At 68.6% G+C, this 23,613-nt stretch carries 29 protein-coding genes; 21 read left to right on the forward strand and 8 right to left on the reverse strand.

Annotated features, from left to right (window positions below):
* Genes F6W70_RS15465 through F6W70_RS15475 form a run of 3 tightly spaced genes read left to right on the forward strand, consistent with a single transcriptional unit; the run spans position 1 to position 1,263 of the window.
* Complete coding sequence (locus tag F6W70_RS15465; RefSeq protein WP_031205427.1) at positions 1 to 402, forward strand: TadE/TadG family type IV pilus assembly protein; 402 nt, start codon at positions 1 to 3, stop codon at positions 400 to 402.
* Positions 371 to 826, forward strand: coding sequence for a TadE family protein (locus F6W70_RS15470; RefSeq protein WP_151487202.1), 456 nt, complete (start codon positions 371 to 373; stop codon positions 824 to 826). The genes F6W70_RS15465 and F6W70_RS15470 overlap by 32 nt, the downstream gene beginning before the upstream one ends.
* The gene (locus F6W70_RS15475; protein ID WP_151487203.1) at positions 823 to 1,263 is read left to right on the forward strand and encodes a pilus assembly protein TadG-related protein; all 441 of its coding nucleotides are present in this window, start codon (positions 823 to 825) and stop codon (positions 1,261 to 1,263) included. Before F6W70_RS15470 ends, F6W70_RS15475 begins: the two co-directional genes overlap by 4 nt.
* A gap of 13 nt (positions 1,264 to 1,276) precedes the next feature.
* On the opposite strand, the gene F6W70_RS15480 is transcribed toward F6W70_RS15475, so the two are convergent.
* Positions 1,277 to 1,837 carry an NUDIX hydrolase gene (locus tag F6W70_RS15480; RefSeq protein ID WP_151487204.1) on the reverse strand — a complete coding sequence of 187 codons (561 nt, stop codon included), beginning with the start codon at positions 1,835 to 1,837 and terminating at the stop codon, positions 1,277 to 1,279.
* Positions 1,834 to 3,093 (reverse strand): MFS transporter, encoded by a 1,260-nt coding sequence (locus F6W70_RS15485; protein ID WP_151487270.1) that lies wholly within the window; start codon positions 3,091 to 3,093, stop codon positions 1,834 to 1,836. The genes F6W70_RS15480 and F6W70_RS15485 overlap by 4 nt, the downstream gene beginning before the upstream one ends.
* A gap of 121 nt (positions 3,094 to 3,214) precedes the next feature.
* Between F6W70_RS15485 and prfB the strand changes: the two genes are divergently transcribed.
* Positions 3,215 to 4,324 (forward strand): peptide chain release factor 2, encoded by a 1,110-nt coding sequence (gene prfB / locus F6W70_RS15490; RefSeq protein ID WP_017828547.1) that lies wholly within the window; start codon positions 3,215 to 3,217, stop codon positions 4,322 to 4,324.
* A 54-nt stretch (positions 4,325 to 4,378) separates the two neighbouring features.
* On the opposite strand, the gene F6W70_RS15495 is transcribed toward prfB, so the two are convergent.
* Positions 4,379 to 5,449 carry a DUF2510 domain-containing protein gene (locus F6W70_RS15495; protein ID WP_170287929.1) on the reverse strand — a complete coding sequence of 357 codons (1,071 nt, stop codon included), beginning with the start codon at positions 5,447 to 5,449 and terminating at the stop codon, positions 4,379 to 4,381.
* A gap of 198 nt (positions 5,450 to 5,647) precedes the next feature.
* Positions 5,648 to 6,709, reverse strand: coding sequence for a DUF2510 domain-containing protein (locus tag F6W70_RS15500; RefSeq protein WP_151487206.1), 1,062 nt, complete (start codon positions 6,707 to 6,709; stop codon positions 5,648 to 5,650).
* Between the two features lie 183 nt (positions 6,710 to 6,892).
* On the opposite strand from F6W70_RS15500, the gene ftsE reads away from it, so the two are divergent.
* The 3 genes from ftsE to smpB all read left to right on the forward strand — a co-directional run bounded on the left by ftsE (position 6,893) and on the right by smpB (position 9,438).
* Positions 6,893 to 7,987, forward strand: a complete 1,095-nt coding sequence (ftsE, locus tag F6W70_RS15505; RefSeq protein ID WP_141386247.1) for a cell division ATP-binding protein FtsE — start codon at positions 6,893 to 6,895, stop codon at positions 7,985 to 7,987.
* Positions 7,984 to 8,898 (forward strand): permease-like cell division protein FtsX, encoded by a 915-nt coding sequence (ftsX, locus tag F6W70_RS15510; protein ID WP_017828551.1) that lies wholly within the window; start codon positions 7,984 to 7,986, stop codon positions 8,896 to 8,898. Before ftsE ends, ftsX begins: the two co-directional genes overlap by 4 nt.
* Before the next feature lie 63 nt (positions 8,899 to 8,961).
* Positions 8,962 to 9,438, forward strand: a complete 477-nt coding sequence (gene smpB, locus F6W70_RS15515; RefSeq protein WP_017828552.1) for an SsrA-binding protein SmpB — start codon at positions 8,962 to 8,964, stop codon at positions 9,436 to 9,438.
* Positions 9,439 to 9,448: 10 nt separating this feature from the next.
* Here the strand turns inward: smpB and F6W70_RS15520 are convergent, their stop codons facing one another.
* Both F6W70_RS15520 and lexA read right to left on the reverse strand, forming a co-directional pair.
* Positions 9,449 to 11,329, reverse strand: a complete 1,881-nt coding sequence (locus F6W70_RS15520) for a S9 family peptidase (protein WP_151487207.1) — start codon at positions 11,327 to 11,329, stop codon at positions 9,449 to 9,451.
* A 128-nt stretch (positions 11,330 to 11,457) separates the two neighbouring features.
* Positions 11,458 to 12,144 carry a transcriptional repressor LexA gene (gene lexA, locus F6W70_RS15525; protein WP_017828554.1) on the reverse strand — a complete coding sequence of 229 codons (687 nt, stop codon included), beginning with the start codon at positions 12,142 to 12,144 and terminating at the stop codon, positions 11,458 to 11,460.
* Between the two features lie 289 nt (positions 12,145 to 12,433).
* Between lexA and F6W70_RS15530 the strand changes: the two genes are divergently transcribed.
* The 7 genes from F6W70_RS15530 to F6W70_RS15560 all read left to right on the forward strand — a co-directional run bounded on the left by F6W70_RS15530 (position 12,434) and on the right by F6W70_RS15560 (position 17,267).
* Positions 12,434 to 12,802 (forward strand): LysM peptidoglycan-binding domain-containing protein, encoded by a 369-nt coding sequence (locus tag F6W70_RS15530; protein WP_017828555.1) that lies wholly within the window; start codon positions 12,434 to 12,436, stop codon positions 12,800 to 12,802.
* Positions 12,803 to 12,868: 66 nt separating this feature from the next.
* Positions 12,869 to 13,954, forward strand: coding sequence for a histidinol-phosphate transaminase (locus tag F6W70_RS15535; protein ID WP_151487208.1), 1,086 nt, complete (start codon positions 12,869 to 12,871; stop codon positions 13,952 to 13,954).
* The gene (gene hisB, locus F6W70_RS15540; protein ID WP_055877783.1) at positions 13,951 to 14,568 is read left to right on the forward strand and encodes an imidazoleglycerol-phosphate dehydratase HisB; all 618 of its coding nucleotides are present in this window, start codon (positions 13,951 to 13,953) and stop codon (positions 14,566 to 14,568) included. The genes F6W70_RS15535 and hisB overlap by 4 nt, the downstream gene beginning before the upstream one ends.
* Positions 14,565 to 15,200: an imidazole glycerol phosphate synthase subunit HisH gene (gene hisH, locus F6W70_RS15545; protein WP_151487209.1), complete on the forward strand. Its 636-nt coding sequence runs from the start codon at positions 14,565 to 14,567 to the stop codon at positions 15,198 to 15,200. Before hisB ends, hisH begins: the two co-directional genes overlap by 4 nt.
* A 103-nt stretch (positions 15,201 to 15,303) precedes the next feature.
* Entirely contained in the window at positions 15,304 to 16,050 is a 747-nt protein-coding gene (gene priA / locus F6W70_RS15550; RefSeq protein WP_017828559.1) for a bifunctional 1-(5-phosphoribosyl)-5-((5-phosphoribosylamino)methylideneamino)imidazole-4-carboxamide isomerase/phosphoribosylanthranilate isomerase PriA, read from the forward strand.
* Positions 16,034 to 16,831 carry an SseB family protein gene (locus tag F6W70_RS15555; protein WP_055871027.1) on the forward strand — a complete coding sequence of 266 codons (798 nt, stop codon included), beginning with the start codon at positions 16,034 to 16,036 and terminating at the stop codon, positions 16,829 to 16,831. The genes priA and F6W70_RS15555 overlap by 17 nt, the downstream gene beginning before the upstream one ends.
* A gap of 22 nt (positions 16,832 to 16,853) precedes the next feature.
* Entirely contained in the window at positions 16,854 to 17,267 is a 414-nt protein-coding gene (locus tag F6W70_RS15560; protein WP_151487210.1) for a hypothetical protein, read from the forward strand.
* On the opposite strand, the gene F6W70_RS15565 is transcribed toward F6W70_RS15560, so the two are convergent.
* Positions 17,268 to 17,666: a DUF1844 domain-containing protein gene (locus tag F6W70_RS15565; protein WP_017828562.1), complete on the reverse strand. Its 399-nt coding sequence runs from the start codon at positions 17,664 to 17,666 to the stop codon at positions 17,268 to 17,270. It lies immediately after the preceding gene.
* 255 nt (positions 17,667 to 17,921) lie between these two features.
* Between F6W70_RS15565 and infC the strand changes: the two genes are divergently transcribed.
* From infC to rplT, 3 genes are all read left to right on the forward strand, one after another.
* Positions 17,922 to 18,545, forward strand: coding sequence for a translation initiation factor IF-3 (gene infC, locus F6W70_RS15570; RefSeq protein WP_127482140.1), 624 nt, complete (start codon positions 17,922 to 17,924; stop codon positions 18,543 to 18,545).
* Between the two features lie 73 nt (positions 18,546 to 18,618).
* Positions 18,619 to 18,813 (forward strand): 50S ribosomal protein L35, encoded by a 195-nt coding sequence (gene rpmI / locus F6W70_RS15575; RefSeq protein ID WP_017828564.1) that lies wholly within the window; start codon positions 18,619 to 18,621, stop codon positions 18,811 to 18,813.
* A 34-nt stretch (positions 18,814 to 18,847) separates the two neighbouring features.
* A complete protein-coding gene (rplT, locus tag F6W70_RS15580) occupies positions 18,848 to 19,234 on the forward strand; it encodes a 50S ribosomal protein L20 (RefSeq protein ID WP_017202428.1) in 387 nt (128 codons plus the stop codon).
* 8 nt (positions 19,235 to 19,242) lie between these two features.
* Here rplT and F6W70_RS15585 read toward each other — a convergent pair whose 3' ends face one another.
* Complete coding sequence (locus F6W70_RS15585) at positions 19,243 to 19,695, reverse strand: ribosomal maturation YjgA family protein (RefSeq protein ID WP_151487211.1); 453 nt, start codon at positions 19,693 to 19,695, stop codon at positions 19,243 to 19,245.
* A gap of 57 nt (positions 19,696 to 19,752) precedes the next feature.
* On the opposite strand from F6W70_RS15585, the gene F6W70_RS15590 reads away from it, so the two are divergent.
* The 4 genes from F6W70_RS15590 to F6W70_RS15605 are packed head-to-tail and all read left to right on the forward strand — an operon-like array spanning position 19,753 to position 23,611.
* Positions 19,753 to 20,565 (forward strand): TrmH family RNA methyltransferase, encoded by an 813-nt coding sequence (locus tag F6W70_RS15590; RefSeq protein ID WP_055877958.1) that lies wholly within the window; start codon positions 19,753 to 19,755, stop codon positions 20,563 to 20,565.
* Between the two features lie 35 nt (positions 20,566 to 20,600).
* Positions 20,601 to 21,272: a response regulator transcription factor gene (locus tag F6W70_RS15595; protein ID WP_151487212.1), complete on the forward strand. Its 672-nt coding sequence runs from the start codon at positions 20,601 to 20,603 to the stop codon at positions 21,270 to 21,272.
* A gap of 3 nt (positions 21,273 to 21,275) precedes the next feature.
* The gene (locus F6W70_RS15600; RefSeq protein WP_151487213.1) at positions 21,276 to 22,652 is read left to right on the forward strand and encodes a sensor histidine kinase; all 1,377 of its coding nucleotides are present in this window, start codon (positions 21,276 to 21,278) and stop codon (positions 22,650 to 22,652) included.
* Positions 22,649 to 23,611, forward strand: a complete 963-nt coding sequence (locus F6W70_RS15605; RefSeq protein ID WP_141386237.1) for a TAXI family TRAP transporter solute-binding subunit — start codon at positions 22,649 to 22,651, stop codon at positions 23,609 to 23,611. Before F6W70_RS15600 ends, F6W70_RS15605 begins: the two co-directional genes overlap by 4 nt.
* Positions 23,612 to 23,613 lie beyond the last annotated feature (2 nt).

The following is a 23,613-nucleotide window of genomic DNA, read 5'->3' on the forward strand; positions in this document are numbered from 1 at the left end:
ATGGACGACCGGAGTGGTTGCGCGGATGATCGTGGCTCCAGCCCGGTGGAGTTCGTGCTCGTCGGAACGCTCCTCACCGCCCTCACGCTCGCTGTGTTGCAGCTCGCGTTCGCGGTGTACGTGCGCAACGTGGTGCACGACGCCGCCGTCGAAGGCGCCTACCACGCGGCTCTCGCCGATACGACCCCGGAGGAGGGCATCGAACGCACCAGGGACGTCATCTCCCGCGCGGTCGGCGCGGACTACGCCGAGGACATCCGAATCGGCGTCTCCGGCGCCCCGCCCTACGAGACGGTCGACGTCCGGGTCCGCACGACGTTTCCGCTGCTCGGACTGATCGGCCTTCCCCTCGCGATGGAGGTGGAGGCTCATGCACCTGCCGAGACTTTCGGGGAGGAATGACGAGGGATCGGCCGCCCTGGAGTTCATCGCGGTGGGGGTGATCCTCCTGGTGCCGCTGATCTATCTCGTCATCGCGCTCGGTGCGATCCAGGAGCAGACCTTCGGGGCGGAAGCGGCAGCACGGCACATCGCCCGCGTGATCGCACGAGCGCCAGACGCTGCGACTGCGGCGGACCGCAGCGACGCGGTGCTCGCAGGGATCGTGGACGAGTACGGCCTCGATGAGGACGCGGTCGATGTGATGCTCTCCTGCGCACCGCCCGCAGCGGAGTGTCCGTCGGCCGGCACGACGATCGTCGTCACCGTCACCACGCGGGTACGGCTGCCGCTGGTGCCGGAGGTGCTCGGACTCGACCGGTCGACGGCCGTCCCGGTGCAGGCCGAAGCGGTGCAGAAGGTGTCACGGCTGTGGGGGACGGGATGAGGGGGCAGTCCCGAACAGCTCACGGCGCGGTCGGCGACCAGGAGGAGGGGAGCGTGCTGCTGCTCACTCTCGGCTACGTACTGCTCGCTCTGGCCGTGATCTTCGTGTGCGTCTGCGCCACCGATCTCTACATCGCCCAGAAGCGGTTGGACGCACTCGCCGATTCCGCGGCGCTCGCCGGAGCGGACGGTTTCACCCTGGCGGTGTACGACGACAGCGTGCGGGCCGAGCTGACCGATGCCGGCGTCGAGGAACAGGCCGACGCTCTCATGAGCGCGCTGCCGGGCGAGGCGTCGCTCACCGCCGCGGGCACGCCCGACGGTGTCACCGCCCGGGTGACCGTCGCCGCGGAATGGCATCCGCCGCTGGTGTCCGTGTTCGTGCCCGGAGGTGTGCCGCTGGAGTCGACCGCCACCAGCCGCACGGCCCTGCGGTAACAGATGCCTCGGCTCAGCGAGGGTCGCGCAGCTGCGTGAGCAGTCCGTCGAGCCGGGGAACGAGTTGCGGCGGCACCTCGGCGGGCAGGGCGTCGACCGGCCACCAGCGCACGTCCTCCGACTCCTCGCTCACAGTCAGCGCGGACTCACGGTCGACGACGACCGCGATGCCGATGTCGAGGTGCGAGGCGCAGGCGCCGAAGCGCGAGGAAAGCCCATGGTGGTCGAGGTCGTAGGCGAGGGGGGCGGGCGTCGGCTCCACCACGATGCCCGTCTCCTCGCGCAGTTCACGCAGCGCGCCGGCCACCACCGAATCATCGCCGTGCTCGACGTGGCCTCCCGGCTGCACCCAGAACTGCCCCTTGCGATGGAAGACGAGCAGCGTGTGCTGCAGGGACGCATCGAACACCACGCACGACGCGGTGAGGTGATCGGGTCCTGCCTCCCGATGCACCGGGCCACCCTCTGCCGCGAAGAACGACGCGAAGTCGGCCTGCGCTGCACGGTCTCGTTCCGATCGCGGCACGAAGGTCGAGACCAGTCGGTGGGCATCCGCCTCCAGGGCCTGGGTCATTCCTGTTCCCCCTCGGAGGAGTCGTCGCCGGATTCCGGTCGCTCCCGCGGCACGAACTGCGGGATCCACCGCAGGAACCCCAGAGCGCCGACGAGGCCGACCACGCCCATCGCGGCCGCCGCGAACGGCAGGGCGGCGACAGCCGTGATGGCCGAGACGAGCAGCGGAGCGATCGCTCCGCCCGCGTCGGTGAGCGTGCGCCAGGATCCGAGGAACGCCGCGGGTTCCCGCTTCGGGGCGACGTCGGCGCCCAGAGTCAGCAGGATGCCGCTCGAGAGGCCGTTGCCGACACCGAGGACAGCGGCGAACATGCCGAACCACAGAACCGCCGCATCCACGTCGTGCGTGAACGACAGGGCGAGGAACCCTGCGCCCATGAGAACCATCGCCGGCATCGCCGCCCAAAGTCTGCCGAAGCGGTCCATCACCTGGCCGCTCGCATAGAAGAGCGCGAAGTCGATGGCGCCGGAGACGCCGACCACGAGGGCGATGGTCGAGGCATCCAATCCCAGCGACAGTCCCCACAGCGGCAGCACCACCTGTCGCGCCGAGCGGACCGCGGAGAGCGACGCGGCGGCGAGCCCGAGCCGGCCGAGCACCGCGCGCTGACGCCACATGGTCTGGAATATGCCCAGGCGCTCGATCGTCGGGATCGATCCGCTCACCGCCTCGCCGGAGTCCTCCAGATAGCGCTCGTGAGTGGTCGACGGTACCGGCGGGACCATCTTCTCGGGGTCGGGCCCGAAGAGCACCAGCACGACCATGACCACCAGGCAGCCCAGGAAGAACCAGATCGCCGCACTCTCGCTCCCGAACAGCTGCAGGAGCCCCGCGGCCACGAAGGGGCCGATGAAGATGCCGAGGCGGAAGCTGCCGCCGAGCAGCGAGAGCGAACGCGCACGGAAGGCGACCGGCAGGCGAGTGGTCATGAACGCGTGCCGGGCGAGACCGAAGGCCGCCGCGCAGATCCCGAGGAGGAAGACCGAGGCCGCCAGCACGCCGAGCGAGGGCGCGAACACCATTCCGAGTCCGGCGACGATGGCGATCACGCCGGCGATGACCATCGTGTACCTCTCGCCGATCTTGCCCACGGCCCAGCCGGCAGGAAGGTTGCCGCACAACTGACCGATGACGAGGGCGGAGGCCACGAGGGCGGCGAACGCCACGTCGGCGCCCATGGATGCGGCGAGCACCGGGATGAGCGGAATCACGGCGCCTTCGCCGAGGGCGAAGAGGATCGTCGGCAGATACACCATGGGCCCGAACTGTCGAAGGACCGTCGAAGCACTGCTCACAGCTTCACGCTACTCCCGTTGCGGAAAGGTCTCCGACGACGGGGTCCCCGCGCGGGCAGGCGGCACGTTAGGCTGAGGTGTCATGCTCGAACTAGATCTCTCCGCCGAAATCCAGGCGCTCAGGCACACCTTCGGCGACATCAGCGAGGTCGTCGATGTCTCCCGTCTCCGCGACGACATCGCGCGTCTCAGCGAGGAGGCCGGTGCCCCCGACCTCTGGGACGACACCGAGAACGCGCAGAAGGTGACCAGCGCACTCAGCCACCGCCAGTCCGAGCTCGCCCGCATCACCGGCATCGCTCAGCGTCTCGATGACCTCGAGGTGCTGATCGGGCTCGCCAACGAGATGGGCGATGAGGACTCCGCGCAGGAAGCCCGCGCCGAGCTCGCCGCTCTCACCGACCTCATCAACCAGCTCGAGGTGCAGACGCTCCTCGATGGCGAGTACGACGAGCGCGCCGCGATCATCACGATCCGCTCCGGCGCCGGCGGCGACGACGCCACAGACTTCGCCGAGATGCTGATGCGCATGTACCTGCGCTGGGCCGAGCGTCACAAGTACCCCGTCAAGGTCATGGACACGTCCTACGCGGAGGGTGCGGGCATCAAGTCTGCGACCTTCGAGATCGATGCGCCCTACGCCTTCGGTACCATCTCGGTCGAGGCCGGAACCCACCGCCTCGCCCGCATCAGCCCGTTCGGCTCCGCCGACAAGCGCCAGACGTCGTTCGCCGCCGTCGAGGTCATCCCGCTGATGGAAGAGGCCACCGAGGTCGACATCCCGGAGAACGACATCCGCGTCGACGTCTTCCGCTCCTCCGGCCCCGGTGGGCAGTCGGTCAACACGACCGACTCGGCCGTGCGCCTCACCCACCTCCCGACCGGCATCGTCGTGTCGATGCAGAACGAGAAGTCGCAGATCCAGAACCGCGCCGCCGCGATGCGCGTGCTGCAGACGCGACTCCTGCTCCTGCAGAAGGAGCAGGAAGCGGCGAAGAAGAAGGAGCTCGCGGGCAACATCACCGCGAGCTGGGGCGACCAGATGCGCTCGTACTTCCTCTACGGCCAGCAGCTGGTCAAAGACCTCCGCACCGGACAGGAGTCCGGCAACCCGGCGGCGGTGTTCGACGGCGACCTCGACGACTTCATCTCGGCGGGCATCCGCTGGCGCAAGCGCAAGATCGAGGACTGATTCCTCGAAGAAGGCCCCGGAGAGATCCGGGGCCTTCTTCGTGTGCGTCGTCGGTCAGTAGTTCGCGCCCTTGAGGGTTCCGGTCACTTCCTCGTAGCTGAAGAGGATGCACTGCACGGTGCGATCCGATGCGTGGTTCCAGGATGACTTCGTCGGCTGGTAGTAGTAGTAATCGAGCTCGGAGACGTCGTAGGAGACGCCGACGTACGACTCGAACGCCGCGAGGCAGCCGTCCGACGCCGTGACGCCCAGGGCGTCGTCCCCGGGGAACTCGCCGTCTTCGACGTCGAAGATGAGGTAGATCTCGTCGGTGTGGGGCTGCTCGCACGGCACGACGGGAAGATCGAAGATCACGTCGTCGTCGGTGTATTCGACCAGGGGGAGGCAGTCGCCGACCTCGAGCTCCTCGAAGGGGACCATCTCCGCACCCTCGATGGTGGAGGGATCCTCGCGTCCGGTGGAGGAATCGCCCTCGGACGACGGGCGATCGCCGGGAGCGGCGAACGGACTGTCGCCGTTCTCCGCGATCGACGACGTCGCCAGCACGAGGAAAGAGACCGCGGCGGCGAGCACCGCGCCGACGACGGCTACGACCAGTCCGGCGATGCCGGGCCACTTCCGTCCGCGCAGGAAGAGCGAGATCAGCGACATCACGAAGCCCACGGCGAGCAGCGCCCAACCGGCGATCGCGATCACCGGGAAGCAGGCGCAGACGACGCCGATGACCACGGCGACAAGTCCGATGATCCCCACCACCGGCACTCCGGTCGCGGGCTGCGGAGACGGTGCGACCGGCCACGACGCCGCCGGGTATCCGCCGTATGCCGGATACGTCATACCGGCAGGGGACGTGGTCGCAGCGGGCGCGGGCATCTGGCCTGCGAGCGTGTACGGCGGGACGAAGGGCGCCGGTTCGGCGTCGGCGGGCGGGGTGATGGGTACAGCCGGCACAGGAGCCTCCGGCGCCGGTTCGGAAGCCGTCGGCTCCTGCACTCTCGGTTCAGACGCTGTCGACTCGCCGCCAGGCGCTGGCCTCCCCGTGACGACATGCTCGGTCCACTGCAGACCGTCCCACCACCGTCGGTTCCCGGAGCCGTCGTCGTACCAGCCGGCAGGTGTTGTCATCAGGCTTCCCCGTGTGTCTTTCTCGGTCGGCGAATGCGTGGTGAGGTCATTCTCGCTACGCCGGCCGATCCTCATCGGTGTGGCCGTCATGACGACGGTAGCGGCGCTGGGCGCCCTGTGTCGAATGACAGGACGACCGCGTGAAGAAGGCCTCAGGAGCGCGGTGCTCCTGAGGCCTTCGACGTCACTCTGCGGTGGTCAGGGCGTGAAGCACGCGGCGACCGCGTCCGTGTCCCCGAGCACCTCAGCGAAGCCGTAGAGGGCATCGGTGTCGGTCAGCGCGCCATCGCTCTCGGCGATCGTGCGCAGCGTCGCGTTGTCGAGGTCGGAGGCGACGAACAGGTCCGCGAGGCAGGAGATCTGAGGCTCGGTGTATCCCTCGGCTCCGGTGGAAGCGAGGATCGCCGTGAGTCCCTGAGCCACTTCAGGAGCGGTCGGGCGAACGCCGGCATCGGTTCCCTCGGTGCTGTCGGTTCCTTCGGTCTCGCTCGGCGCGGTCGCCTCGATCGACGGAGAAGAGGTGGGCATCCTGTCGATCTCTTCGCTCACTCCCTGCGCGAAGGCGAAGAGGTAGACGAACGACATCACGATGCCGATGATCGTCCCGACGACCGCGAGGATGAGCCCCGTGATGCCCGGCCACTTCTTGCCCTTGAGGAAGACCGAGACGAGGGAGACGATGAACCCGGCGGCGAGCAGGAAGAAGCCGATGAAGCCGATCACCGGGATGAAGACCAGGATCGTGCCGAGCGCCGCGAGCCCGAGTCCGACGAGTCCGAGGACCGACACCTTCTTCGGCTCCTCGGGACCGGGCTGCCCGTACCCGGCGGCGGCGGGGTAGCCCGTCGTGCTGCCGGGGTAGGCCGGCGCGGCGCCCGGGTAGGAATCCGACGACGGCGCGGCTGCGCCGACCGGGTAGGCGGGAGCCGCCGGCGCGGAGTATGCGCCGAGGTCGTCGCTGAGCGGGGTCGTCGCCGCCGTCGCCCCGGGAGCATCATTCACATCCTGAGCGGTGAGACCTGCGGAAGCCGTCTGCGACGGATCCGGCGACTCGGGGGAGATCGGCGTCTCGTCGGACGGACGGACGACGGTGTCATCGATCGATGGGGTCTCGGCGACCTGCTCCTCGACGACGAGATGCTCCTCGGAGACGGCCGGGGCATCGGTGGTCTCCGGGGCGAAGTGCTCGGTCCACTGCTGGCCGTCCCACCAGCGCTGTCGACCGGATCCGTCGTCGTACCATCCTGCGGGCGTAGTCATGGGTCCCCCTTGAAAGAATTCGGCGGCCACTTCCTGCAGCCGACATCTTCATGTATAGCAGTGGCAGGCGACGTGGAAGTGGGTCGTGGATGGGGAACAATCCCCATCCGGTCGGAGGACGGAAGCGTCGTGCGGGGTGTCGCTCGCGGCCAGGGGAGAGCCCGCGCTTAGGCTCGTAGCGCCATGATTCGGTTCGAGAACGTCACGAAACGCTACCGCGGGACGTCGAAGCCCGCCCTCTCCGGTGTCGACTTCGAAGTGCAGCGCGGGGAGTTCGTCTTCCTCGTCGGCGCCTCGGGCTCCGGCAAATCCTCCTGTCTGCGCCTGATCCTGCGCGAAGACGTCCCGACGACGGGGCGGGTCGCTGTGCTCGGCAGAGACCTGCGGGCGCTCGCCAACCGCAAGGTGCCGTATTTCCGCCGCCACATCGGGTCGGTCTTCCAGGACTTCCGACTTCTGCCGTCGAAGACCGTCTACCAGAACGTCGCCTTCACGCTTCAGGTGACGGGTTCGTCGCGCGGCTTCATCCAGCAGGCTGTTCCGGAGGCCTTGGCGCTCGTGGGTCTCGACGGCAAGCAGAAGCGGATGCCGCACGAGCTCTCCGGCGGCGAGCAGCAGCGCGTCGCGATCGCGCGCGCTCTGGTCAATCGTCCTCAGGTGCTGCTCGCCGACGAGCCGACCGGAAACCTCGACCCCGCCACCTCGGTCGACATCATGCAGCTGCTCGCCCGCATCAATGCCGGCGGCACCACCGTGCTGATGGCCACCCACGAAGCCGGATTCGTCGACCAGATGCAGCGCCGCGTGATCGAGCTGAGTGACGGCGAGATGGTTCGCGATGAGGTGCACGGCGGGTACGGCGACACCTCCAACATCCCGCGCCTCGTCCCGGAGGAGGTGCGTGGGGCCGCGGCAGCGGCCGCGCTCACCGCCGTGCAGGAAGTACAACGTCAGACCGCAGACCTCTCCATGGTGCGTGCCGCCCTGGCGGAGGAGCTCAGCACGCAGCGCAAGGCCGCGGCCGCGGTCGACCGCGACGGGGAGACCGTGGTTCCCCCGGCCCCGCGCACGGTCGAGCCCCCCGAGTCCGCACGTTCGCAGGCCGCTGATTCTGCCGCGAACGTCGTGGAGCCTCCCGCCGCCGTCGAACCTCCGGCGGTCATCCGCCCGCGAACACACCCCATCACGCTGCCGACGGTCGACGTCGCCGAGCTCGGAGTCGCCGATCGCCTCGGCCTCTCCGATGAAGACGACGAGGAAGTGGGCCCGACCTCATGAGAATCGGACTCATCCTGACCGAAGCCCTGGGCGGGCTCCGGCGGAACATCTCGATGGTGATCTCCGTCGTGCTCGTCACCTTCGTCTCCCTGACGTTCGTGGGTGCAGCGATCCTGATGCAGGGGCAGATCGGCGTCATGCGCGGCTACTGGGCCGAGCGCGCCCAGGTCGCGGTGTACATGTGCTCGGCGGTCTCGGAATCCGAGACCTGCCTCGACGGCGCCGCGAGCGAGGAGCAGGTCGCCGCCGTCCGTGCACAGCTCGAGGGCGACGCGCTCAAGCCGCTCATCAGCTCGATGACGTTCGACACCAAGGAAGAGACCTACGCCAAGCTCGTCGATCAGCTCGGCGCCGACCAGGCGAGCGTGCTCACGCCCGACCAGGCCTTCGAGGTGTTCTTCGTCACCATGAAGGACCCGGGCCAGTCGCAGGTGCTCGCCGAGGCGTTCAGCGGACAGGCCGGTGTGGAGCAGGTCAAGGATCAGCTCCAATACCTCGAGCCGTTGTTCTCCGCGTTGACCGTCGCGACATACATCGCGGTGGGCATCGCGGTGCTCATGCTCATCGCCGCCACCCTGCTGATCGGAACCACCATCCGACTGTCGGCGTATGCCCGACGCAAGGAGATCGGCATCATGCGCCTGGTCGGAGCGTCCAACCGCTTCATCCAGACGCCGTTCGTCCTCGAGGGCGTGTTCGCCGCCTTCCTCGGCTCCGCCCTGGCCAGCGCCGCGGTCGTGGCCGGCGTGCACTTCGGAGTGAACGGCTACCTTCGGGGCCGGGTTCCGTTCATCACGACATGGGTGACGATGCAGGATGCCGCGCTCGTGGTTCCCGTGCTGATCGGCATCGGTGTCATCCTCGCCGCGCTCTCGGCCGGCTTCGCGATCCGACGCTGGCTGCGTACCTGATAGCCTGAAAGGCTGCTCGGTCGGATCGATCGATCGAGCTCATCACGGCAACAGGAGAGCATCATGCCCAGGGAACGCGGAGAGAAGGTCATCGCGACCAATCGTCGCGCACGTCACGACTACACCATCGAGAAGTCGTACGAAGCGGGGATGGTGCTCACCGGCACCGAGGTCAAGTCACTGCGTCAGGGACGCGCCAACCTCAGCGACGGCTACGCGTTCGTCAAGGGGAACGAGGTCTTCCTCGACTCCGTGCACATCCCCGAGTACTCGCAGGGGCACTGGACCAACCACTCGGCCAAGCGCATCCGCAAGCTCCTGCTGCACCGCGAGGAGATCGCCAAGATCGCGCACGCGGTGTCGGCAGGCGGATACACACTGATCCCGTTGAAGCTCTACTTCTCGGACGGTCGCGCCAAGGTCGAGATCGCTCTCGCGAAGGGCAAGCGCGAATACGACAAGCGCCAGACCCTGCGCGAGCGTCAGGACACCCGAGAGGCCGACCGCGCCATGCGGCTGCGCAACCGCGTAGGGGAGTAGTCCCCGGCCGTCACAGGCGCGGCTCGAACCCGAAGACGCGGCCGAGGAACCTCAGCTCCCGTTCGAGGGCGTCGACGATCGTCTCCGCGCTGCGGAAGCCGTGCCCCTCGGCGGGGTACAGGACGTACTCGTGGTCGATGCCGCGGGTTGTGAGCGCGTCGCGGATCGCCTCGGACTGCGAGGGCGGAACCACGCGGTCCTCCCCACCCTGCAGGAGCAGCACGGGCACATCGATGCGATCGGTGTGGGTGAGCGGCGAACGCTCGATGTACAGGTGCTTGTACTCGGGGAGCGGTCCGACCAGGCCGTCGATGTACGACGCCTCGAAGTCATGCGTCTCCGCCACCAGCATGCGCAGGTCGGCCACGCCGTAGCGGCTTATCCCGGCGGCGAAGGCACCACCGCGGACCAGCGCCGACAGCACTGTCCAACCACCTGCCGAACCGCCGCGGATCGCGATGCGGGCGGGGTCGGCGAGTCCGGCGTCGGCGAGTCCGCGGGCGGCCGCGATCACGTCATCGACGTCGACCACGCCCCACTGGCCGTCGAGACGCTCGCGGTAGGCGCGGCCGTAGCCGGTGGATCCTCCGTAGTTCACGTCGAGCACGCCGATGCCCCGGCTCGTGTAGAAGGCGATCGCCGCGGACGCCGCGCCGGTGACGTGCGCCGTCGGTCCGCCGTGCACCAGCACGACGTAGGGTGCGCGCTCATCGTCGGGCGCCGACGTGTCGGGGTTTGCCGGAGGATAGGCGAATGCGTGCACCGCGCCGCGGGGACCCTCGATCTCGATCGGGATGGACGCGGGCATCCACTCCGGATCGACCGGCTCGCCACCGCGCACGGCGGTGAACTCGCCGGATTCGATGTCGACGCACCACAGGCCCGCCGTCGCCCGAGAGCCGTTGCCGGAGAGGAGCACCCTGGTGCCGTCGACGGCATCGATGCTCACGTGGCCGTCACCGGGGAAGTCGATCACGCTCACGCCGCCGTCGGCATCGATCACGACGACCTCGTCGCGGCCGTTCGTACGGACGGCGACGATGCGGCCGTCGTCGAGCGGCTGGTACCAGCGGTTGCCGAGCACCCACAGCCCGTAGCCGGTGTCGGCATCGACAGGAGCGCCGGCAGGGGCGAACGGTCGCGCCGGCCCGGTGGGAGTCACCCCATCGAGCGTGACACGCTGCAGAGCCCAGCGACCGTCGGGATCGTCGGCGAAGATCAGTTCCGCGTCGCTGAGCCACTCCGGCTGCAGCGCCGCCCGCGAGGGGATCGTGTGCGGCGCCCCGCCGGGGACCTCTGCGATCTGAACGTGCGCGTCCTCCCACGGCATCCGTCCTCGATCCCAGCCGACCCATGCCGCGCGGGTGCCGTCGGGAGAGAGGGCGGGGTGGGCGAAGAAGCCGTCTCCCTGCACGATCACCCTGATCGCGGACGGGTCTTCGGCGGCGGATCCATCGAGCGGGATCTCGACGACCGAGCGGAGGTGCGGCGTGGTCGAGAGGTCTTCGCGCACGGCCAGCAGGCGGCCGTTCTGCACGCGCAGACCGCCGTGCGAGGGCCCCGGGGCGGTAAGGGCGACCGGTTCGGCTCCGACGCTCAGGCGGCGCACCCGCTGGTCTCCTGCATCGACGAAGAACAGCGTGCCGTGCTCATCGACCGTCCAGGCGCCTCCGCCGTACTCGTGCACGCGAGAGCGCGCGCTCCAGGGGGCGGGGAGGATTTCGGAGCCGGAAGAACTCCGCACCGTCACGCGTCCCTTCTCGGCGGGTACCGACTCACCCCACCAGATCTCCGCACCGACGAAGCGGGCTCCGTCGATGCGCGGAGAGGAGGCCGCGACGGAGGCCGCGGAGAAGGGCGAGGGCCAGGAACCGTAGGGGAACGACGACATGCTTCGAGCCTAGGCGTCGAAGGTGGACGCCCGTGCGTCAGGACGGGAGCATCGCGGTCTTGATCCGTTGCCCGACGCCACGAAGCCCCTCCCGGTACCCGGGAGGGGCTTCGTCGTGCCGTCTTGTCTCAGACCGCGCGCAGTACCGCGACGATCTTGCCGAGGATCACGGACTCATCGCCGAGGATGGGCTCGAACGCGGAGTTGCGGGGGAGCAGCCAGGTGTGGCCGTCGCGGCGACGCAGCACCTTCACGGTGGCCTCGCCGTCGAGCATCGCTGCCACGATCTCGCCGTTCTCGGCGCTGTTCTGGGAGCGGACGACGACCCAGTCGCCGTCGCAGATGGCGGCATCGATCATCGACTCGCCGGAGACCTTGAGCATGAAGAGGTCGCCCTTGCCCACCAGCTGGCGGGGGAGGGGGAAGATCTCCTCGACCTGCTGGTCGGCGGTGATCGGCACGCCGGCTGCGATGCGCCCGACGAGGGGGACGAGCGCGGCGTCTCCGACCGGGGTCGCCACGTCGGCGGGGCTCTCGGTGCTGGTGCCAGGCAGATCGATGAGCACTTCCATGGCTCTCGTCTTCCCGGGGTCGCGGCGCAGATAGCCGCTGAGCTCGAGCTGTCCGAGCTGGTGGGTGACGCTGGAGAGGGACTTGAGGCCGACGGCGTCGCCGATCTCGCGCATGCTCGGGGGGTAGCCGTGGTGCGCGATCGAGTTCTGGATGACCTCGAGGATCGCCATCTGCTTCGGGCTGAGGCTCTTCCGGCGGCGCGTGCGCGGTGCCTCCGACTCGGGGGCAGAGTTCTCGCTCATGGTGCTCCTTCAGTGCGTGATCCGACGTCCCTCTTCGAATGTCGGAGGCCCGTGGTGGGGTGTCCTTATCGAAACCGTATCCGAGAATCGGGCCGATCTGGAAGATCTGTTCGAGCGTGTCGGCCTAATCGTCGGTGGGGTTTCGAAGAATACTTGACAGATGTTCGAACTCGAAGATATCTTCGGTACGTAGCTTCGCATTCACGGCTCCCGGCCGAGGCGGGAATGCGAACGCTACGCCAACTTCCCCGGTCGCCTCACGGCTCCGGGACAGGCTAAGGAGCACCACATGAGCAGCATCAGCTTCAGCACCGCAGCAGTCATTCCGGCGTCGACCCGTCCTTCGACGCGACTCCGACTGACGACGCGTGGCCGCGCCGTGCTGCTGGCCTTCGCCTCCGTGCCGCTCGCGGTCGGCATCGCGTTCGCCGCACTCAGCGGTGGCAGTGCGATCGCCTCGGGTGCAGACACCGCGGCCGTCAGCGTCGAGACCGTCACGGTCATGCCCGGCGACACGCTCTGGTCGATCGCCACCGGCGTCGCCCCCGACGCCGACCCGCGCGACGTGATCGGTGAGATCAGCCGGATGAACCTGCTGCGTGGTGGCGAGCTCCAGATCGGTCAGACACTGGCCATCCCGGCCCAGTACGTGAACTGATCCTGCCGCAGCGTCGCTGCAGCAACTTTGCGTCATCGACTCGGGGCGCCGCTTAACATGGGAAGGGTGACCCTCTCCCTCAACGATCTCCCGGTACGTGATGATCTTCGCGGACTGACGCCGTACGGCGCTCCGCAGGCGCCCCTTCCGATCGCGCTCAACGTGAACGAGAACACACATCCGATCCCGGATGAAGTGGCCAGCGACATCCTCGACGACATCGCCGTGGCGATCCGCGACGTCAACCGCTACCCCGACCGGGAGTTCAGCACCCTTCGTGAGTCGTTCGCAGAGTATCTGGGCCACGGGCTCACCCCCGAGCAGATCTGGGCGGGCAACGGGTCCAACGAAGTGCTCCAGCACATCCTCCAGGCGTTCGGCGGGCCGGGGCGCACGGCGTTCGGCTTCGCGCCCACGTACTCGATGTACCCGCTGATCGCCCAGGGGACCGGGGCGCGGTGGATCGCCGGCACCAGGCAGCCCGACTACACGATCACGCCGGAGGAGGCCGCCGAGCAGGTGCGGGCCGCCGACCCCGACGTGGTGATCCTCTGCTCGCCCAACAACCCCACCGGCACGCCGCTGGGGCTCGACGTCGTCGAAGCCGTCTACGACGCGGCTCGGGGCATCGTTATCGTCGACGAGGCCTACCAGGAGTTCGCTCCCCGCGACGCGGTGTCCGCATTGACGTTGCTCGAAGGGCGTCCGCGACTCGCCGTCTCGCGCACGATGAGCAAGGCGTTCGCGTTCGCGGGCGCTCGCGTCGGCTATCTCGCGGCGGATCCGGCCTTCATCGACGCGCTGCGGCTGGTGCGTCTGCCCTATCACCTGAGCGCCCTCACCCAGGCAGCGGCCATCGCGGCACTGCGCAACGCCGACGTGATGCTCGGGATGGTGGAGGAGATCGTCGAACAGCGCGACAGGATCACGGCGACACTCGAGGCGCTCGGCTATCAGCCGAACGAGACGTGGTCGAACTTCGTGCTGTTCGGCGGAGTCGCCGACCCTAAGGCGACGTGGCAGCAGCTCTACGACCGCGGCGTGCTCGTGCGCGACGTCGGCATCCCCGGCCACCTGAGAGTGAGTGCCGGAACCGAGGCCGAGACCACCGCGTTCCTCGACGCCCTGGCCTCGATAGGATCGGCTTCATGAGCACCCCCGCACTGACCCCGCGCACAGCGAGCCGCGTGCGCAGCACGTCGGAGTCCACCGTCGAGCTCGAGCTGAATCTCGACGGCACCGGTGCGAGTCGCATCGACACGTCGGTACCGTTCTTCGACCACATGCTCACCGCGTTCGCCAAGCACTCGCTCACTGACCTGACCGTGCGCGCGTCCGGCGACACGCACATCGACGCGCACCACACTGTCGAAGACGTCTCGATCGTGCTCGGCCAGGCGATTCTCGAGGCCCTCGGCGACAAGTCCGGCATCTCCCGCTACGGTGACGCGCTCGTTCCGCTCGACGAGGCGCTCGCTCAGGCCGTCGTCGACATCTCCGGTCGCCCCTACCTCGTGCACACGGGTGAGCCCGCCGGGTTCGAGCACCACCTCATCGGCGGGCACTTCACGGGCTCGCTCGTGCGTCACTCGTTCGAGGCCATCACGTTCAACGCGGCTCTGACGGTGCACGTGCGCGTGCTCGGCGGACGCGACCCTCATCACATCGCCGAGGCGGAGTTCAAGGCGTTCGCCCGTGCGTTCCGTCAGGCCAAGGCGCTGGACCCTCTCGTCGACGGCGTCCCCTCCACCAAGGGTGCGCTGTGAGCGCTGCGCCTCGCATCGCGGTCTTCGACTACGAGTCGGGCAACGTCCATTCGGCGGTCAAGGCGCTCGTGGCCGCCGGTGCGGATGCCGTGCTGACACGCGACCGCGCCACCGCTCTCGAGGCCGACGGTCTCGTCGTGCCCGGTGTCGGTGCGTTCCAGGCCGTGCGTGATGCCCTGCGCGCCCATGGCGGAGACGAGATCATCGATCGTCGTCTGGCCGGCGGTCGCCCCGTGCTCGGGATCTGCGTCGGGATGCAGGTGCTGTTCGAGCACGGCGTCGAGCGCGGCCACGACACCGAGGGCCTCGGCGAATGGCCGGGGGCCGTCACCCAGCTCAACGCACCGGTGCTTCCGCACATGGGCTGGAACACGGTCGAGCCGGGTGCCGACAGCGTGCTGTTCCGAGGCATCGAGCAGGAGCGCTTCTACTTCGTGCACTCCTATGCCGCGCAGTCCTGGGAGCTCGACGTCATCCCGCCGTTCCCCGAACCCGTCCTCACCTGGACGACCTACGGGGGTCCTTTCCTCGCGGCGGTCGAGAACGGCCCGCTCTCAGCGACGCAGTTCCACCCGGAGAAGTCCGGCGAGGCCGGCATCCAGCTGCTGCGCAACTGGGTCCAGAGCCTCTGACGACGCCGGCAGGCGTCATCCGTTTTGTTCCCCGCCGTCCGGCGGACTACCCTCGGTTCTCGTGCCCGCACCGGGCCGAAGAGCTTCCCGATCCAAGGACCCCATGAACGACTTCGCGCAGTCCCCCTCGCTCACGCTCCTTCCCGCGGTCGATGTCGCCGGGGGCAAGGCCGTCCGCCTGACCCAGGGCGAGGCCGGCACCGAGACCAGCTACGGCGACCCGTTGGATGCCGCGGGGGAGTGGGCCGCGCAGGGTGCGAAGTGGATCCACCTCGTCGACCTCGACGCCGCATTCGGCCGCGGCAGCAATGCGCCGATCCTGCGCAAGGTCATCAAGCAGTTCAAGGGCGTGAACATCGAGCTTTCGGGCGGTATCCGCGACGACGCGACGCTGGAGGCGGCTCTGGAGAGCGGCGCCACCCGGATCAATCTGGGCACCGCGGCGCTGGAGAACCCGGAGTGGGCTGCCGACGTGATCGGTCGTTACGGCGAGGCGATCGCGGTCGGCCTCGATGTGCGAGGCACGACTCTCGCCGCCCGCGGATGGACCAAGGAGGGCGGTGACCTCTGGGAGGTGCTCGAGCGCCTCGAGGACGCCGGCTGCAGCCGGTACGTCGTCACCGACGTCACGAAGGACGGCACGCTCCGCGGCCCGAACCTCGAACTGCTGCGTGAGGTCACCTCGCGCACCCCGAAGCCGGTCGTCGCATCCGGTGGGATCTCGAGCCTCGACGACATCGCCGCGCTCCGTGAGCTCGTGCCGCTGGGCGTCGAGGGAGCGATCGTCGGCAAGGCACTCTACGCCGGCGCGTTCACGCTGGCTGAGGCACTGGATGTCGCAGGAGACTGACGCGCACGCCTGCGGGCCCGAGTCGCACAACCACGGCGATTCGGCCGGCGTCCCCTGGGAGGGGCGCAGCTTCGAGTCGAACCCGCACGCGGGGGACGACGGCTCCGCAGACCCCGCTCTCCTGGCCGCGATCCTTCGCTTCCGTGCGGGACAGGGCAGCCAGGCTGAGGTGGTCGACGCCTTCCGGGGTGCGCGAGTGCTGGTGCCGCTCATCGCGGAGAAGGGCGACGAGGGCGTCGCGCCGAACGGACTCACCGTCGACAAGACGCAGGAGCTGTCCATCGTGACGGTGGCGGCTCCCGACGGACGCCGCGTGCAGCCGGTCTTCTCCTCCGTCCAGGCCATGCAGGCCTGGGATCCGACCGCGCGACCGATTCCGGTCGAGGCGGTTCGCGCCGCGTTGGCGGCCTCCGCGGAAGACACCGACCTGATCGTGCTCGACCCGACCTCCGAGACGGAGTTCGTCATCCGGCGCCCCGCGGTGTGGGCGATCGCTCAGGAGCACCGCTGGGAGCCGAGCTTCCTCTCCACCGAGGTGTTCACCGCGCTCCAGGAGAGCGTGGCGCACGAACTGGCCGTGATCGACGTGGCGGTGGCCGCGGGCGATCCCGACGCACGGCTCCGGGGCCCCGAGCTGATCGTGATCCTCGAGCTCGTCGACGGTCTGGAGCGTGAGGTGCTCGACGCCGTGCTCTCTCGCCTCGCTCAGCGCTGGGCGTCCGACGACCGCATCGCCGTGCTCGCGGATTCGCTCACGGTGAAGCTCCGCCGCAGCGCCTGACCGCTTTCGCTACGATCGGGGCATGTCCCGCGGTCTGATGCGAGTCCTCGCCGTGGTCGCGCTCCTGTGTGGTGCCGCGACCGGCACTACGGGCTGTTTCACCGCGTGCCCGGCAATCGGCTACGTCAACGGGGCGGTCGTTGACGTGAGCGCATTCCCCGCGGTCGCGGCCGTCCAGTTCTGCGTGGACGCGGAGTGCTCACCGGCGCCGGGGGAGGACGAGACCTCCTCGACCAACATGTTCTCCACGTCCCGTCAGGACGACGGGACGTGGAGCCTCATGTTCGACATGTCCACGCCGGAAGACGTCGACATCCGTCTCTTCGACGCGCAGGGAACCCTCATCCACGAGGCTGAAGAGGCGATTGCCTGGACCCACACCGGAGGCGCCTGCTCCGGCCCCTCCACCGCGGAACCCCTGATCCTGCAGCCCTGACTAGTTGACCGGACCGGTCCACTTCTCGCCCGGTCCCTTGCCGATCGGGTCGGGAATCGTCGATGCCTCGCGGAAGGCGAGCTGCAGCGAACGAAGACCGTCACGCAGCGAGCGGGCGTGCATGTCACTGATCTCGGGAGCGCCGGCGGTGATGAGGCCGGCGAGAGCGTTGATGAGCTTGCGCGCCTCGTCGAGGTCGATCTGCGCCGCGGCGTCGGGATCGTCGGCGAGTCCGAGCTTGACGGCTGCGGCGCTCATGAGGTGCACGGCGGCGGTGGTGATCACCTCGACAGCGGGTACATCGGCGATGTCTCGGGTGGCCGACGATGCGGCCTCCTCCTGACGTGCCCAGCGCTCTTCGCGCTCACGTGCAGCCTCGTCCGGTGCCTGGTTCGTCACTTCGCCTTGCTTTCTGTTAGACTTTGGCGGGCTCCGGAGCGTCATGCTCCGGATCGAAAGAGGATTCACTTCCCACCCGCGCTTGCCGTTCAAGGCTACCGGGTCTTGCACTCCACCGGCTCCGTTCGCAAGACGGACCCGGCAGGTAGGGTGCGGAGCCGGCGTCTGAATGCCGGTGGGCGGGGACGATTCCGATTTCGCCCGTGATGCAGACAGCATCGCGGTGGCCGAATCACATCGTCTAAGGAGTTCCGCATCAGCGATCCCCGTACCAATGAGCGCATCCGCGTCCCCGAGGTCCGCCTCGTCGGCCCCGCGGGTGAGCAGATCGGCGTTGTCCGCATCGAGGCCGCGCTGCGCCTCGCGCAGGAAGCCGATCTCGACCTCGTCGAGGTCGCCCCCAACTCGAAGCCGCCCGTCGTCAAGATCATGGACTACGGCAAGTTCAAGTACGAGGCCGCCCAGAAGGAAAAGGAAGCTCGCCGCAACCAGGCGAACACGATCCTCAAGGAAGTCCGTTTCCGTCTGAAGATCGAGGCGCACGACTACACGACCAAGCTCAAGCGCGCCGAGGGCTTCCTCAAGGCCGGCGACAAGGTCAAGGCCATGATCCTGTTCCGCGGTCGCGAGCAGTCGCGTCCCGAGCAGGGCGTCCGCCTGCTGCGCAAGTTCGCCGAAGACGTCGCCGAGTTCGGCACCGTCGAGTCGAACCCGACCATCGACGGTCGCAACATGGTGATGGTCGTGGCTCCGCTCAAGAGCAAGTCCGAGGCGAAGCAGGAGCAGAACGCCGTGCGCGATGCTCAGCGTGCCGACAAGAAGCAGGCGGCGCGCGACGCGAAGAGCGATTCGCCCGCAGCCGCAGCTCCGGCGGAGTGATCCCCGCCCCCAGAACTCCCGCACCGCGGGTTGACACCGTCGCCTGAGAAGGCGCCATACGAAGGAAGAGAAGATGCCGAAGCAGAAGACCCACTCGGGTGCTAAGAAGCGCTTCAAGATCACCGGCAGCGGAAAGCTGAAGAAGCAGCAGGCCGGGATGCGCCACAACCTCGAGCACAAGTCGAGCCGTCGCACCCGTCGTCTGAACCAGGACCAGGTGCTGTCGAAGGCTGACACCAAGGTCGCGAAGAAGCTTCTCGGTCGCTGACGCGCACCGAACGCACGAATAGGAACACAGGAAAATGGCAAGAGTCAAGCGGGCAGTAAACGCCCACAAGAAGCGCCGGGTCATCCTCGAGCGCGCCTCCGGTTACCGCGGACAGCGTTCGCGCCTCTACCGGAAGGCCAAAGAGCAGGTCATCCACTCGCTGGTCTACTCGTACCGTGACCGTCGCAAGCGCAAGGGCGACTTCCGTCGTCTGTGGATCCAGCGCATCAACGCTGCGGCTCGCCAGAACGGCATGACGTACAACCGCTTCATCCAGGGCCTCGGCCTCGCGGGTGTCACCGTCGACCGTCGCATGCTCGCCGACCTCGCGGTCAACGACGCGGCGACCTTCACGACGCTGGTCGAGACGGCGAAGAAGGCTCTGCCCTCCGACGTCAACGCACCGAAGTCGGCTGCGTAAGCATCTCTTCACACGGGGCGCTCTCCTTCGGGAGGGCGCCCTGTGGCGTTCGTCGGCTCGGAACCGGCGGATGCGCGGGTGACGACCACGTCGACGAGGGCCGCCACGGCGACCGCGCCGGCGTACACCGCGAGGTCGCGGACATCGAAGCCCGAGCCGAGGACGAGACGGATCGGCGGGAACAGGGCTGCCCACTCGCGGGGAAGCCCGGTGAGCTGAAGCAGTTCGACGGCGGCGCAGAACACGAATGCCACGACCGCGATCGCGGGACGAGGCCGGTGCGGGGCGAGGAACGCGACGAGCACGTAGATGAGCACGGCGTACAGGGCATCGCCCACGATGTCGCCGATCATCCCGCTCACACCGAGGTGAACGACGAGGCCGCTCCCTACCGTGACGGCGGCGACGACGGCGAGGGTGATCCGTCGGCGGGTGCTGTTCACCGTGGGGCTGTCGCTCATCCCGGCACCCTATCCCGATGGTGCGGGAACCAGCCGCGCGTTCTCTAGACTGTGATCGTGCTGGAGAACCCCCGTTCGCCCCGAGTCCGAGCCGTCGCGAAGCTGACCAAGCGCAGCGCGAGAACCGAGACGGGCCTGTTCCTTCTGGAAGGTCCGCAGTCCGTCCGCGAGGCGCTCACCTACCGTCCCGAGGCGATCGTCGAGCTGTTCGCGACGCCGAACGGCTGGGAGAGGCACCCCGACATCCGTGCGAAGGCCGCCGAGGCCGAGATCGATGTCGAATACGTGACCGAGTACGTCCTCAACGCGATGGCCGACACCGTCACCCCGCAGGGGCTGGTCGCGGTGGTGCAGCAGACACCGACTTCCGTGCGCGACATCTTCGACTCCTCGCCACGGCTGGTGGCCATCTGCGAGGAGGTGCGGGACCCCGGGAACCTCGGCACGATCATCCGGGCTGCCGACGCCGCCGGTGCGGATGCCGTCGTGCTCACCGGCCGCACGGTCGATCCGTACAACCCGAAGGTCGTGCGCGCCACGACAGGGTCGCTCTTCCACCTGCCGGTGTCGGTCGGGGGAGACCTGGCCGATGTCGTCACGCGCGCCCATGCCGCAGGCCTGCGCATCCTCGCGGCCGATGTGAAGGGCGACGATCTGCTGAAAGCACGCGCCGAGGGCGTGCTCGAAGAGCCCACCGCCTGGCTCTTCGGCAACGAGGCGCGCGGGCTCGAAGACGAGGCGCTCGCGCTCGCGGACCAGGTGCTCAAGCTGCCCATCTTCGGCCGTGCCGAATCCCTCAACCTGGCGACGGCCGCCAGCGTGTGCCTCTACGAGAGCGCCTTCGCACAGCGGGCGACGTCCGCCGGCTGAGTTCTCGGCCCCGAAGGAAGCAGGAGACGGAGTCGATGAGGATTCTGATCGTCGAGGATGACGACCGCGTCGCCGGCGCGCTCGAGGCGTTCCTCGCTCGATCGGGATACGCGACCGTGCGCGCGGCGGACGGAGCGGCAGCTCTGGACCTGCTGGGTGCGGACACCGAGGTCGTCCTGCTCGATCTCGGGCTTCCCGACATCGACGGTGTCGACCTATGCCGCCGCATCCGTGGCCGCTCGGAGGTTCCGATCGTGATCGTGACCGCGCGCAATCAGGTCGCCGAGCGCATCAAAGGGCTGCGGGCCGGAGCCGACGATTTCGTGGTCAAGCCCTATGACGTGCACGAGCTCCTGGCCCGGATCGAGGCCGTGACCAGAAGAACACGACCGATGCGACCCGAGGCCGATGCCCGTGTGCTGCTGCATGACGGTGGTGTGGAGATCGACCTCGTCGCACGGCAGGTCCTCGTCGACGGCACACCGATCGACCTCACGCGCAAGGAGTTCGACATCGTCGCGGTCCTCGCCCGATACCCGGGGGTGGCTGTGCCGAAGGAGCGTCTGATCCGCGAGGTGTGGAACACCGACTGGCGAGGGTTCGGGCACTCCCTCGAGGTGCACGTCGGCGCGATCAGGAAGAAGATCGGAGTCCGCGGGGTCATCGAGACCGTGCGTGGCGTCGGATATCGGCTTGCGGGGTCGTGACGCATGCGGCGCCGTCTGATCATCGTCTTCCTCGTACCGCTCGTCGCCATCCTGGCCGCGCTCGGCGGGGCTGCGGGATGGAGCGCCGCCCACGGCGTGCAGCAGGCGTTCTACACCCAGCAGCTCGGCGACCTCGGGTACTTCGCCACGAGCGCGCGTCAGGCTCTGCGATCCGGCAGCGCGGCGGTGATCGACGCCGAGGTGATGCGCTTCCGTGAGGTCTACGGAATCGAGGTCACCGTCTTCGATCTCGGCGGCAGCGTGTGGGCCGCAGGCGAGCAGGACCCGGCGGTCCTTCCTGAGGAAGACGCCGAGAGGGTCAGGCTGGCCCTCTCCGGGCGGCGGGCCGAGCAGCCAACGGTCGTGTTCCCCTGGACCGTCACGGATGCGGCGCTGGCCGAGCCGGTGTTCGACGACGGGGACGTGATCGGCGCCGTGCTCGTCACCGGCGACGTCGAGGCGCCGCGTGCCGCGATCCTGCAGCAGTTCCTCCTCATCTGCGCGATCGCGCTGGTGCTCATCGCGCTCGGAGTGCTCCTCGTGTTCCGCCTCGCTCGATGGGTGCTGTCGCCGGTGCGCCGGCTCGATGAGGCGATGGTCGCGATCGAGCGGGGTGAGATGGACGCGCGGGTCGCGGCGGATGACGGTCCGCCGGAGCTGCGCCGCATGGCGCAGGTGTTCAACGGGATGGCCGACGAGATCGAACGGGTGATGACACGCCAGCAGGAGTTCGCACTCAACGCCTCTCATGAGCTGCGCAACCCCCTGAACGCTCTCCTCCTGCGCGTGGAGCATCTGGCGACCGGACTCGGGACGCAGTGGCAGCACGACGTCGAGGAGACGCGGGAGGAGGGGCGACGGATGACCCGTATCCTCGAGACGCTGCTGGGCCTCGCGCGCGGCGGACGCGGGGATTCGGCCATCTCCGCTGTCGACCTCGCGACCCTCGCCGCCCGGCGCCTCGACGCGTGGCGCGACGTCGCCGCACAGCGCGGAGTCGGCTTGCGTGCCACGGGGGACTCGTCGGTGATGAGCGTGACCGATCGGACGATCGTGGAGAGTGCGCTGGATGCCGTGATCGACAACGCGGTGAAGTTCTCCCCCGAGGGGGTGCAGATCGAGATCGGTGCGCAACGCGATGGCCGGCTCTGCCGGATCACCGTCCGCGATCACGGTCCCGGTCTGACCGAGGAGGAGGCGGCAGCGGCGACAGACCGTTTCTGGCGCAGCGCCGAGAGCGGAGACACTCCCGGATCCGGGCTCGGCCTCGCCATCGCGAGTGACCTGCTCGCGACGGTCGGCGGGGAACTCTCCGTGGCCTCGGCGGAGGGCGGCGGGCTCGCCGTCGCGCTCGTGCTCCACGACGGGACGATGCCGTGAGGGCCCTCGCGCGGCGGCTCGTCGCTGGTGCGCTCGCGATCACGCTCCTGGCGGTGCTGACCGCGTGCAATCCTCGTGCGAGCGAGTGGACGGATGCGGAGTACGCGATCGCCAGCGGCGGGTCGACCGGCGTCTACTACGACTACGGGAGTCACCTGGCCGAAGAGCTGTCCGCATCGCTGGATATCCGGATGGGGGCGCAGGAGACAGCGGGATCCGTCGACAATCTGCTGCGGGTCAGCTCGGGGGAGGCCCTGATCGGGTTCGCGCAGGGTGATGCGGCCGCCGATGCGGTGGCCGGCACCGGGGCCTTCGACACGCCGCTGGAGGTGCAGGCCCTCGCTCGGCTCTACGACGAATACGTGCAGGTCGTGGTGCGGGGAGACTCCGAGATCGACGACGTCGGCGATCTCGCCGGCCGCACGATCTCGCTCGGCGCGGAGAACTCCGGGGTGAACGTGATCGCCGCGCGCGTGCTGGATGCGGCCGGCGTCGACATCGGGTCTGTCCGCAACCCCCAGCTCGACCTCAGCGAGTCGATCGGCGCGATGGAGCGCGGGGAGATCGACGGGTTCTTCTGGGTGGGCGGATTGCCGACCCCTGGAGTGGCGGAGCTCTCCGAGAGGTCGCCGGTTCGCCTGCTCCCGATCGAGCAGGAGTGGGTCAACGAGGTGAACGAGCGGTACTCGCACGCCTACCGTCCGGCAGATGTCCCGGCCGGGACCTACGGCCTCGTGGATTCCGCGCCGACGATGGCGGTGCCCAACTATCTCGTCACGGCAGCCGCGACCCCTGATGCCGTCGTGCGCGACGTGCTCGCCGGGCTGTTCGACGCGCGTCTGCGCATCGCGGGGGAGGTGCCCACCGCGGCGTTGCTGGACCGTCGTTCGGCGATCTTCACCGGTCCCGTCCCTCTGCACCCCGGGGCCGTGGACTACTACCGGGACCTGCGCGGCTGACT

It is taken from the genome of Microbacterium maritypicum, from assembly GCF_008868125.1.
GTDB lineage: Bacteria > Actinomycetota > Actinomycetes > Actinomycetales > Microbacteriaceae > Microbacterium > Microbacterium maritypicum.